This window comes from Clostridiaceae bacterium HFYG-1003 (assembly GCA_024579835.1).
In the GTDB taxonomy this organism is placed as follows: Bacteria; Bacillota; Clostridia; order Clostridiales; family Clostridiaceae; genus JG1575.
Genome location: CP102060.1, coordinates 942,023 through 954,788 on the forward strand (window position 1 = coordinate 942,023; position 12,766 = coordinate 954,788).

The following is a 12,766-nucleotide window of genomic DNA, read 5'->3' on the forward strand; positions in this document are numbered from 1 at the left end:
GCATCCAAGTCGGCTCTGGTGGCGGATCCGGCACGAGGGAAGCCGGACGAAAAGCCGGTCAGGGCAAGAGGTAAACCGTTAATTCATAATTATACTATATTATTGCATTTTATTGATTAACTATTATAGTCGAAAATCAATGGGCTAAATCCACATTTGAATGTGGGTTAATTGATTTTTTGGCTATTTTTAAGGGGTATTGAACGGCATTTAAATTTAGAATGAATATAAAAGGGTGGTATCGAAGAAGTTTTTTGAACTGTTAAAGTAAAAATAACCTACATAAATATTTATTTTCTAGAATTAATATGTTATTATGAAAACGATTCTTTAAAAACTAGACAATTGGGGGACATTATGGAAAAAAGGAAACATGTACTTCGTGGACTCACATCATCTCTGGTTATGGCCCTTGCACTTCAAGTCATGCCGGTGTCGCTCTTCAGTCACTCTGCCATGGCGCAAACCACCAGCTCGGTATTTAACCCGCCGGTGGTTGAAACCAGCCTGCCGCAAAAGTCAATCCAGACGCTGGCCTCCACGGTGAATCCGGGAAACCTGAAAGTGTTCAACGGACCCAACCGGTACGCCACCGCGACCTATATCAGCAAAGCGACTTATACCATGGCGGATACCGTCATTCTGGTTCAGGGAACGAACTTTCCCGACGCTCTGTCAGCCGGGCCCCTGGCCTATGCGCTGAACGCGCCGATTCTTTTAACCTCCACCACGGAACTTTCGGCGGATACCCGCCAGGAAATGGTTCGCCTGGGAGCAACCAAGGTAATTATCCTGGGCGGCTTGTCGGCCATCAGTTCCTCGGTTGAATCCGAGCTCAATTCCCTGGGATACAATGTCGAGCGCATCAGCGGCAGCGACCGCTATGAAACGGCGCTGAAGGTTGCCATTCGCCTGCGAGCCAGCAATGTCATCACCAGCGCGGCCGTTCTGACCGCCGGCGACCAGTTTGCCGATGCCCTGTCGGCCGGCAGCATGGCAGCCAAGAAAGGCTATCCGGTTCTGCTGACGGACGGCAAAACCTTGTCCAAGTCGGTGATTGATCACCTCGTCAGCAACCGCATTAAAACGGTCTACATCATCGGAGGCTATCTGGCCATCGATCAGGGAATGGAAAAGATTCTGACCGACGCCGGCATTGCCGCTGTCCGCATCAACGGAGCGGATCGGATCGAAACCTCCACCATGATTGCCGATCAGTTCTTCCGCACCAGAAAAGCAGTCATTGCCAACGGCTGGAGCTTTGTGGATGCACTGGCAGCTACTCCCTTTGCCGCAAAGAATGATGCGCCGATCCTTTTGGTAAAACAGGACGACCTCAGCGACAAAGTCATTGAATATGTTTCCTATTACGAATGCACCGACCTGTTTGTCGCCGGCGGTGACCTGGTTGTCAGCAGCCCCGTCCGGGAACGCCTGGCGGATCTGATCGCGGTTGAAACCTTCACCATCCGGGTGAAAAACACCGACGGAACCTATTCCAACCAGTACATCAGCGCCCGGGTCAACAAGGAATACGCCAAACAGGCCTTTGATCTGCAGAACCAGCATCGGGTCAAAAACGGCCGCGTGCCGCTGGCCTGGGATGAAAGATATTACGACGCGGCGAAAGTCCGCGCAGTGGAACTTTCCATTCTCTTCAGCCACACCCGGCCGGACGGACGCAACTGTCTGACCATTGGGCCGGATCTGAATCTGACCGGAGAAAATGCGGCGGCCGGGCATCCGACCCCGGAGGCTGTGATTTATGCCTACAGCCAGTCGGAAGGACATAACGCCAACATGCTGCGCACCGTCTTCAGCAAATCAGCCATCGCTCGTGTGCAGGTCAACCAGTTCCCCTACTGGATCACCCTGTTCGGCAACTAACTTCATCAACTCACACTCTCGCGCATCCCGGAATCATGGCCTTCCCCCTCGGAGCCCGTGGTTTCGGAATGATGCCGGAGTCCATCAAAAAGAGCGGGAGCGCCCGGTGCATGCCGGGCGCTCCCGCTCTTGTCTGATTCTGAAAAGAGGTGATGGAGCTGCTAAAGATCGATCAGGGTGCCAATGCCCATTTCCCGGGCGTTCTCGTAGATCTTGCGGGCCACGACGATGTCCAGGATGGCATTGCCGGTGGTTTCGAAGAAGGTAATTTCATCCAGGGATTCCCGACCGGGCTTTCGGCCGCTGACCAGTTCCCCCAGCTCTCCCGTAATTCGGGAAGGGTCGAACTGACCGGATCGGATGAGTTTCTGGAAATCACCGGATTCGGTAATGGCGTCTTTGGTATCCACAAAGATCTTGCCGGCCCGGAGCAGCACTTCCGGCGGAATCTCGCTCATTTCCGGCGTATAGGAGCCCACACCGTTGATATGGACGCCTTTTTTGAGCAGCGTGCCGTCAAAGACCGGGACTTTGGCCGTCGTGACCGTGGTAATGATGTCGGCTTCCCGGATGTCCTGGGACAGATCCTCCGAGGCCCGGATGGCGACATCATAGCGCCTGGCCATGGCATCGGCAAAGGCTTTGGCCCGTTCCGGACTGACATCATAGACCCGGACATCCCGGATCGGTCGGACATCCAGGACGGCTTCGAGCTGAGTGGCTGCCTGTCCGCCGGTGCCGATCAGAACAAAGTTGCGGGCATCCAGCCGGGCCAGCAGATCCGTGGCGGCACCAGCCACTGCGCCGGTGCGAAGCTGGGTCAGGTAAGTTCCGTCCATCAGAGCGATGACCTGGCCGGTGGCATCATCCTGCAGCACCATGGTGGAGGGAACGCTGGTAATGCCTTTCTCAATATTGCGGGGGTAGACCGATACGATCTTGACGCCCAGCGCGTGGCCTGCCCTGGCGTAGCCCGGCATATACAGGCTCTGGCCCTCGAACTCCTCGATGTTGAGATTGACGCGCAGCGGAATGTCGCTCTCACCCCTGGAGTACATCGCCAGAGCATCCTGATCGGCGCGGATGGCTTCCGCCATGGTGATGACCCGTTTCATTTCTTCCTGGTTCAATAACAGTATTTTCATCGGCGATCCTCCCTTGATTCCAGACGTTGCGGCGAATTCATCGGACCTTTGCCCAGCGTATGGTTCTTACTCGTATTGTACCAAAGACTGGAGATGGAGTCATGAAAAGACTCGTGATGGGGTCGTGAAAAGAATGGGAATGAAGTTAGGGGAAGACTGGAATGAAGTTATGATAAGACGCGGGTTCGGTGTCTGCTCCTGAGTTGACAAGGACCGGACGGACATCAATAATTGAGACAGTGACAGCAATGAGTTCCGGGCGGATTCCAAGAGCCGCCGGTGAGCAAGCTGATCGGTCTGGCTGGCCAGAACCGGAAGGAGAAGAATCAACATGAAATTTGTCCTGATCCCGGATTCATTCAAAGGAACCATGACATCAATAGAGATCTGTCAAATACTCGAAGAATCAATCCATCGCCGCTTCAGTGAGGCGCAGGTCCGATCCATCCCGGTGGCCGACGGCGGGGAGGGCACCGTGGACGCCTTTCTCTGCGCTCTGGGCGGCGAAACGATTGAGGCGGCGGTGACCGGTCCCTATGGAGAACCCATGACAGCAGCCTATGGTCTGCTGGACGGGGGAGAAACGGCGGTGATTGAGATGGCTGCCTGCGCCGGTCTGCCCCTGGTGGAGGGACGCAGGAATCCCGGACTGACCACTACCTATGGCGTGGGAGAACTGCTGCTGGATGCCGCCCGTCGCGGCGTGCGGCGAATCATTGTCGGTCTGGGCGGCAGCGCCACCAACGATGGCGGCTGCGGAGCCGCCGCGGCCGCCGGCATCCGCTTTCTGGACAGCAGCGGCGAGGTCTTTCACCCCACCGGCGCCACCCTGAAGGACATCGCCCGGATCGATGATTCAGCCCGGTCTCCCGAACTGACCGGAGTGGAGATCCTTACCATGTGCGATATCGACAATCCGATGCATGGCCCGCAGGGTGCCGCCTATATCTTCGGTCCGCAAAAAGGAGCGGATCCGGCCATGGTCAGAGATCTGGATCAAGGTCTGATCCATCTGGCGGAAGTAATCCGGCGGGATCTGGGCAGGGATCTGTCAGAGCTGCCCGGAGCCGGAGCCGCCGGAGCCATGGGCGCCGGCATGGCCGCCTTCTTCGGTTCGCCCTTGCGCCAGGGCATACAGATTGTACTGGATACCGTGGAGTTTGATCGGCTAATTTCAGACTGCGACTACATCCTGACCGGAGAAGGCAGAATCGACAGCCAGAGTCTGCGCGGCAAAGTCGTCATGGGCGTGGCCGGCCGGGCCAAAGCGCAGAACAAACCCGTTCTGGTCCTAGCCGGCGGCGCGGACGGAGACCTGGAGCCAGCTTATGCAGGCGGCGTCACCGCCATCTTTACCATTAACCGCCTCCCCGAACCCCTGGAAGTCAGCCGTTATAAAAGCCGGGAAAACCTGGCCGCCACCGCTGACAACATCCTGCGCCTGATCCAGGCTGCCCTGCCAGTCCATTAAGCAGTCCGACGAAGAGCCGGGACGGAAAACCATGACTTAGAACCATGACTTAGAACCATGACTTAAACCATGACTTAGAACCATGACGCAGCACCATAACAGAGAATCACGACCCGTCCTTCGCAGCTTGGCGGGAAAACGCTGATTCGTCCGGCAGTCGTTTAACCGGGGGAGCCATTAGCCGGAGAATCACTCTGCGTAAGCCCCACTTTTTCACAGGAGGGATCCCATTGTCCAATTACTATGAGGAGCATCTGCATTCGACCAGTCTGTTCCAGGTGTATCAGACCGATTTGCCCAGAATCAGGCAGTATCTCGACGAAGAAATCCGTTTTGTCCAAAAGGAGCTGAAACCGGATTTCAGGATCCTGGAGGTTGGTGCCGGCTATGGCCGGATCCTGCGGGAGCTGGCGCCGTCCGTGGCAACTGCCGTCGGGGTGGATCTCTCGGCCGATTCGATCCGGCTGGCCCAGGCGTACTGCAAGGACCAGCCCAACTGCAGTTTTCAGGTCATGGATGCTTTTCACCTGGATTTTGAGGAACCCTTTGACGCGGTGATCTGCCTGCAGAATGGGTTGTCGGCGATCAAAGGCCAGCCCTTGGCGCTGATCCGGCAGTGCCTGAAGGTTTTAAAGAAAGGTGGGCGGGCCTATTTCAGCACCTACAGCCCAAGGTTCTGGGACCACCGGCTGGCCTGGTTTCAGGAACAGGCGGACATAGGGTTGCTGGGTGAAATTGACCCAGTGCAGACCGGAGACGGCAGGATCGTCTGTCGGGACGGTTTTGTCGGCATCGCCTATACCGAGAATGACCTGCGTCAGCTGGCCGAAGCCACCGGCTGTTCTTATCACATGGAGGAAGTCGATGGGTCCAGTTTGTTCCTCCTGGTGGATCAGCTGCCATGAATACCCGAAAGAAAAAGAACGGATTGAATCCGAAGCGGTGTGCCTGGGCATGCCGCTTTTTCCATGATAAAGGTTTTGTAAAATATATTTCGGAATCTGGGGGTCTTGCCATTCTAAATGTGAATAAAAAATGATACATTTACTATATATTCATAAACAGCAAATCCATTGCAGCGCCAGTGCATTCAGTCTGTGCCGTCCTGTTTTCCGGGGTGTTCGGCGGAATACCGGAGGATGGAGCAGTACGGACTGAGAATATGGCGTCCTGGGTTTGCGCAAGCGGTCTTGTTGGTTCTTGCTGCTGGTTTGATCACCCTTTGCGAGGGAGTGGTCGCTGCTGTCGTCATTGCGAAGAGAAAAAATATGAGTTTGAGGGGATTTATGTTGAAAAGAGTTGTATCGGCTGTTCTGGCACTTGGTCTGGTGCTGTCGGGGACGGGGATCCGGGTCAGTGGAGCGCCCAAAGCGAATTCAGCGAAGAACGTGCCGCAGGTGTCGGGCAAGCTGCAGAACCTGCTGGAGAAAAACAAGGAAAAGGCGGCGAAGGTCACCCGGCCAGAGGCGCAGGATCCGGAGGAAGAAGTCCGGGTCATTATCGAACTGTCGGTTCAGCCCCATCAGCTGGCCAAATGGAAGACGGGGCAGGGGACCCTGGCAAAGATCGACCGGGAACAGTCGGCGTTTTTCAGTGAGGCCCGCCGGGCCGGCATTGCCTTTTCGAAGCTGAAGACCTTCCGCCAGGTGTTCAACGGCACCAGCGGCAAAGTCAAGCGCAAGGACCTGGAAGCGTTGAAACAGCTGCCGGGGGTCAAGTCGGTTTCCATCGCCCGGACTTATGCGCGGCCGCAGCCCTTGATGGCTCAATCCGCTGATCTGGTGGGGGCACCGCAGGCTTGGAATCTCAACTACAAAGGGGAAGGGCTCGTGGTCGGCGTCATTGATTCCGGCTTTGATCCGACGCATCCGGACTTCGTGCTGACGAATCCCGCCCATGCCGAACTGGATGCTTCGGAAGTGGCGGCCCAGGGAATGCCCGGCCAGTATGTCAGCGCCAAGTTCCCTTACGCGTACAACTATTTTGACCGGAGCAACTCCGTTCTGGAAAGCGGGGAGAGCCACGGCCAGCATGTGGCGGGAACCATCGCGGCCAACGGCGAGCTCAAGGGAGTGGCGCCGGAAGCCCAGCTGCTGGCGCTGAAGGTCTTTTCCTCCGATCCCACCGTCGATACCACCTACGAGGACATCTATCTGGAGGCGCTGGAAGACGGCGTTCTGCTCGGAGCGGATGTGCTGAACCTGTCTTTGGGAGCACCGGCCGGTTTTACCAGCTTCGGACCCAGCGCGCTGGAAACCGCGGTGTCCAATGCCAAGGCCAGCGGCGTTCTGGTTGCCATGGCAGCCGGCAACGACAAGAATCTGGCAGAAGGGGCACCGACCAACGCCGCGTCCTGGATGCCGGATCAGGGTTTGATCAGTGATCCGGCCGTGGCCAGGGACAGCATGGTGGTCGCCGCTTCGGACAAGGTGATCCCGCAGTGGGAGAAAATCCTGATCGATGTGACGACCCCGGACGGGTTCCGTTCGGCGGTGGTACTGCCGGCACCGAACAGCCCGGATCCTGTCACGGCGCTGAGTGAGGGAGGCTATCCCGTCGTCTATGCCGGACTGGGCTCACCGGAGGATTTCGCCGGAGTTGATTATGCGGGCAAAATCGTCATGATCTGGCCCGGCTCCTATCCCTTAGCCGAGCAGCTGGAGCGGGCGCAGTCCGGCGGAGCCATTGCGCTGATTGTCGGCGATCACTACAGTGACGGGGAGCTGATGATCATGGCCGGCGGCGAAAACGCCACGATCCCGTTTATGGCAGTGGACTTTGAAACCGCCGGCAAGCTGTCGGATCTGCGCTTCAACGGCGGCACCGTCGCCTTCCGCGGCATCCCCAACTCCGATCCCACGATCAAACTGGCGGACTTCTCCACCTGGGGGGCCACCAATGACCTGAGATTGAAGCCGGAGATCACGGCGCCGGGTCTGAACATCGTTTCGACCCAGAACGGCCAGGCTTACGGCGTGATGTCCGGCACTTCCATGGCCACGCCGCATCTGGCGGGTGGAGCCGTGGTCATCCGGGACTACTTCGAGCACAGCCCGGCCTTCCAGGCTCTCTCGCGAGCTGACCAGATGATCGTCTCCAAGCAGCTGCTGATGAACTCAGCCGATGTCCTGTTTGAACAGGGCACGGCCCGCAGTCCGCGAGTGCAGGGAGCCGGTCTGATGAATCTGGGCAAAGCCCTGGAGGCCCGGACCCTGGCTTATCAGCCCATAACCCGGGAAGCCAAGCTGGAACTCAAGGAAGTGACCAGCCCGCTGCTGAAACTGAATCTGACGGTGCAGAACATCGGCGGCGAGGGACTGGACTATACCGCCGAAGTACACCTTCTGACCGATGCCATGGACAACGGTCTCTACACCGAGCGCTCCCGCAAAGTGCCCCACAGCCTCAGCGGCGATGAAGCCTTCCGGGTGGAGGCGGGCTCGTCCCGTGCCGTCAGCCTGACCGTCGACTTCGCTCAGGGCGGTGTCAGCAAGGAGCAGTTTATTGAGGGCTTCGTTGTCCTGACGGATTCAGACGGCCGCACGACCAGCGTACCCTTCATGGGCTTCTACGGCGACTGGAACAAGCCGCTGGTGCTGGATGCCTTCGGCGCCACCCTGGGGCGCGGCCAGGATCCGGTTGGTACCTCCTTCTTTGACACTTCCGGACTGATCTGCTATTCGCCCTACTATGACGAAGCCTACTGGCTGAAAAACAGACGCGTGGAGCTGAACCCGCGCAATGATGTGTCCTACCTCACCGGTCGGTCCAATATCCTGCCCAGCCTGTCCTTCCTGCGCAGCGCCGATGAGGTGACCTTCTCGCTGCTCAATTCGTCCAAAACCCGTCTGGAGACCATCGGCAGCTATCAGGGCGTTCCCAAGATGAGCCGGATCTATGCCGGAGCACCCACCAGCTACCTCATGGAGGAGGGCTTCTGGGAAGATGATCTGCCCACCGGACCGCTTCCCGACGGCAAGTACTTCTATGAGATCAAAACCAAAATCAACTACGATCAGGGCACTGCCCAGGCCCGGCAGATTCCGGTGCTCATCGACCATAAAGCGCCGGTGGTCTCCAATGTCCGGATCGAAGGCAACTATCTCTATTTCGACGCCACAGATGGAGCCTCGGATCTGGGGGTTGGCGTGAATGCGTTTGTGGTTTCCACCAGCAAGACGGATTCCACCTACGACATGATGGTGGAGAAAACGGTGAACAACCGCTACCGCATTGACATCTGGCGGATGCTGGGCAAATCGACCAGTATCTATATCTACGCCTACGACAATCTTTACAATGAGAGCATCACGTCCATTCTTCAGAGCAGCCGCAAACCGGCTCCGCCGGTGGTTCAGCGCATCGCGGGGGATACCAGGTACTCCACCGCGGTGGAAATCAGCAAAAAGACCTTCGTCACGGCTGACACCATCATCCTGGTCAACGGCGTCAGCGGCATTGACGCCCTGCTGGGCGGACCACTGTCCGCCGTCATGGGCGCTCCGATCCTGCTGACCGAACCCGCCGCCCTGCGCAGTGTGACCAAGACTGAAATCACCCGGCTGAAGGCGAAGCACGCCATCATCCTGGGCGGAGAACAGGCGGTTCCGGCCGGCATTGTCACAGCGCTGAAAGGCATGGGACTGACCGTGGAGCGGATCGGCGGCACCACCCGCTTCAAAACCTCCATCCTGGTCGACCAGAAGATTCGAAGCATCACCGGCCGGACGGACCGGGCCGTGGTAGCCAACGGCTACACCATGTTTGACGCCCTGACCGCCGGTCCTGGCGCCGCCAAGAACGGCTGCGGCATTCTCTTCAATGATGGCAAGTCCATTGATATGATCAAGGATTCCCTGAAAGAGGCCAATACCGTCTATCTGACGGGCGGACAGCTGGTGCAGACCGCAGAAGTGGAAGCGGCTCTCCAGGCACCCGGACGAACCGTGGTCCGGCTGGCCGGAGCCAACCGCTACGCTACGGCTGCCGTCATTGCCGATCAATTCTTCAATTCGACCAATACCATCGTCATCGCCAACGGGGAAAAGCCCTACGATGCCCTGACCGGCACCCTGCTGTGCCATGTCAATCATGGGCCGGTCGTTCTGACCCCGGCCGCCTACCTGCATGCCGACACCAAAGCCTACCTCATTGATGAAAACCCGGATCAGGTCTTCATCCTGGGCGGTCTCTCCGCCATCAGCACAGCCACCCAGACATCGATCCAGCAGATCTGCAATTAACGGAGCCTGCTGAAGCCCGAGGATTACGGCCTCAGAGAAACCACTGGTTTCCCTGAGGCCGTTTTCGATGCTCAGGGAGCGCCAGGCACTCCGGAGATCGGAGGAAGCTCTGTCAAGGATCAGAATCCGGAACTTTTCTGGAACCGAGTGTTCTGAAACCGTGATGCCAAAGCCGGGGAAGAGTTGGCTGGTAAAAGGAGATGTGGCGGGTACTGATATCAGTTTCATAATCCTTGAGAAGAGCCCTGATGGTGGGGTTCTTCTTTTTTTCGGGTTTGAGATTAGAATCATTCCTGTCGGATTGATACTTTTGGATAATTATTTTTATGGATTAAATTTCCCTTGGGAGGGTTGACGTTCGTTTACTTTTAACGTAAAATTTAAGTAAATTAACGTAAAGGTTTACGTTCGAAAGGGGGAAAGACCATGGCAAAGAAGCTTTCCATGACGGAAGTGGCCAAGCTTTCCGGGGTATCCATCGCGACCATTTCCCGTGTCATTAACGGCAGCGGGGGATATTCAGCCAAAACAGAAGAAAAGGTGCGGCGCATCATCCAGGAAACCGGCTTTGTGGCGAACAGCAATGCCAAGAGTCTGCGGACCAACCTGTCTCAGACGGTGGGGGTCATCGTGCCGGATCTCACCAATGACTTCTTCTCCCGAGTGGTCCGGGAGCTGGTCAATTCCTTCTTTCAAAAGAACTATTCCGTGTTTGTCTGCGACACCAATGAAGATGAGCAGCGGGAAGATCTGCTGGTTCAGAATTTCATCTCGCGCAAGGTGGACGGCATCATCTACATCTCCGGTCAGTCGGATGTCTCCAAGCTCGAGACCGAGTATGACATTCCGGTTCTGTACATGGACCGTAGCCCGCGCAATGCCTCGAATCTGGTGCACTCAGACAATCATCAGGGCGGCTATATGGCCGGCCAGCACCTGCTGGCCGCGGGCTGCCGGTATCCGATCATGATTCGGGATGCCCGGCGGATCAGCACGGTGGATCAGCGCTACTACGGCTTCATCAAGGCGTTGAGCGACGCCGGACTGGAACCGGCGGAGAAGATTTTTGTGGAGACGGCGGTCAGCTATGAAAGCGCCTATGACGCCATTCCGAAGGTCCTGAAGATGTTTCCGCAGGTGGACGGCATCTTCTGTTCCAATGACGTCATGGCCCTGGGAGCTCTCCACGGACTGCAGGACGCGGGCATTCAGGTGCCGGAACAGATTCAGCTCATCGGCTTTGACGGCAATACGCTGACCAAATACTCCAGGCCGCAGATTACGACCATTGCCCAGGACTATGAACAGATGGGCAAGGCAGCCTGCCGGCAGATGCTGGACCTGATTTCAAATGAACACGACTTTCTTCAGACCGTGGTGATCCCGGTGAAGCTGGTCGAGGGTAGCACGACCCGACGGGTCGCCCCTTGAAGAAACTTCGGCAGAGCGCCGGAGCATCCCACGAACTGAACGTATGGAGGTAATGATGGAAGAACTAGTCCGCATGAATCATGTAACCAAGAAATTTCCCGGAGTCACCGCGCTGAATAACATATCATTTGACATTCGGCCGGGTGAGGTTCACGTCCTTCTGGGCGAGAACGGCGCCGGCAAATCTACCCTGATGAAGATCCTCAGCGGCGTGTATCAGCCCACCGAGGGCACCATCACCATCAAGGGCAAGGAGTTTGAACGGCTGACGCCGGCCGATTCCTACGAAAACGGCATCAGCGTCATCTACCAGGAGCTCAGCGTCATTAAGGAACTGTCTATCGCCGAGAACCTGTTTGTCGGCCGGCTGCCGGTGAAGCGGCGCTTCGGCATTGACATCGTGGACTACGACACCATGAAGCAGAAAGCCAAAGCGGTCATGGAACAGATCGGCATGAAGCGGGATCCCATGGCGCTGGTGGAATACATCAGCACCTCGGAAAAGCAGCAGGTGGAAATCGCCAAAGCGCTGGTCAGCAACGCCGACATCATCGTCATGGATGAACCCACGACGTCGCTGACCAATGTGGAGACGGAGAACCTGTTCCGGATCATCCGCGACCTGAAGCAGATGGGCAAGGGGATTGTCTTCATCTCCCACAAGCTGAATGAGATCAAGGCCATCGGCGACCGGGTCACGGTGCTCAAGGACGGCACCTACGTCGGCACCCGGGAGGTCAGGGACACCAGCATCGACCAGATGGTTACCATGATGGTGGGGCGGGAGATCTCCGGCACCTACCTCAATGAAGCCATTCAGGACTTTTCCGCCGAACCGGTCATTTTTGAGGCGGATCATCTGACCACAAAAGACGGTTCGGTCCAGGATGTATCCTTTACGGTCCGCCGCGGCGAGATCGTCGGCTTTGCCGGACTGATCGGCGCCGGCCGCACCGAACTGATGAATGCCCTGTTCGGGGTTTCTCCCTTGAAGGCCGGCACCATCAAAGTGGCAGGGAAAGCGGTGGAGAACAAGTCCCCATATCACGCCATCCGGAATGGCTTTGCCATGGTCACGGAGAACCGGCGCGAAACAGGCTTCATGCACAACTTCGACATCAAGCAGAACATCTCCATCATCTCCTTTCTGAAAAATTCCAGTCTGTTCGGGATGACGGGTCATGTGGACAACAAGTACGAGCGGTCCGAGGCGGAGATTCAGAAGAAAGCGCTTCGCATCAAATGCCGGGACATCGACCAGAACATTGTAGAGCTGTCCGGCGGCAATCAGCAGAAGGTCATCCTGGGCAAATGGATGGCCGCCAACTCCCAGGTCGTCATCTTCGATGAGCCTACCAAGGGCATCGATGTGGGAAGCAAGAGCGAGATCTACGAACTGATGCGGATCCTGGCCAACGAAGGCAAGGTCATCCTGGTGGTCTCCTCCGAACTGCCTGAGCTGTTGTCGGTCAGTGACACGATCCATGCGTATCGGGAAGGACATATCGTCGCCACCTTCCGCAATCAGGACGCCACCGAAGAGAAAATCGTACTGGCCACCACTGGCGAGAACCAAAAGTAAAGGAGTA

The 12,766-nt window shown here is 56.9% G+C and carries 7 protein-coding genes; 6 read left to right on the top strand and 1 reads right to left on the bottom strand.

Annotated features, from left to right (window positions below):
• Positions 1–357 precede the first annotated feature (357 nt).
• A complete protein-coding gene (locus NQU17_04400; GenBank protein UUM12808.1) occupies positions 358–1,887 on the top strand; it encodes a cell wall-binding repeat-containing protein in 1,530 nt (509 codons plus the stop codon).
• 161 nt (positions 1,888–2,048) lie between these two features.
• On the opposite strand, the gene NQU17_04405 is transcribed toward NQU17_04400, so the two are convergent.
• Positions 2,049–3,032, bottom strand: a complete 984-nt coding sequence (locus NQU17_04405; protein ID UUM12809.1) for an ornithine cyclodeaminase family protein — start codon at positions 3,030–3,032, stop codon at positions 2,049–2,051.
• A 331-nt stretch (positions 3,033–3,363) separates the two neighbouring features.
• On the opposite strand from NQU17_04405, the gene NQU17_04410 reads away from it, so the two are divergent.
• The 5 genes from NQU17_04410 to NQU17_04430 all read left to right on the top strand — a co-directional run bounded on the left by NQU17_04410 (position 3,364) and on the right by NQU17_04430 (position 12,759).
• Positions 3,364–4,503, top strand: coding sequence for a glycerate kinase (locus NQU17_04410; protein UUM12810.1), 1,140 nt, complete (start codon positions 3,364–3,366; stop codon positions 4,501–4,503).
• 230 nt (positions 4,504–4,733) lie between these two features.
• Positions 4,734–5,408, top strand: a complete 675-nt coding sequence (locus NQU17_04415) for a class I SAM-dependent methyltransferase (GenBank protein UUM12811.1) — start codon at positions 4,734–4,736, stop codon at positions 5,406–5,408.
• A gap of 381 nt (positions 5,409–5,789) precedes the next feature.
• Positions 5,790–9,746: a S8 family serine peptidase gene (locus NQU17_04420; protein ID UUM12812.1), complete on the top strand. Its 3,957-nt coding sequence runs from the start codon at positions 5,790–5,792 to the stop codon at positions 9,744–9,746.
• A 426-nt stretch (positions 9,747–10,172) separates the two neighbouring features.
• Entirely contained in the window at positions 10,173–11,177 is a 1,005-nt protein-coding gene (locus NQU17_04425) for a LacI family transcriptional regulator (protein ID UUM12813.1), read from the top strand.
• Between the two features lie 55 nt (positions 11,178–11,232).
• Positions 11,233–12,759: an ATP-binding cassette domain-containing protein gene (locus NQU17_04430; GenBank protein UUM12814.1), complete on the top strand. Its 1,527-nt coding sequence runs from the start codon at positions 11,233–11,235 to the stop codon at positions 12,757–12,759.
• The last annotated feature ends 7 nt before the right edge of the window (positions 12,760–12,766 follow it).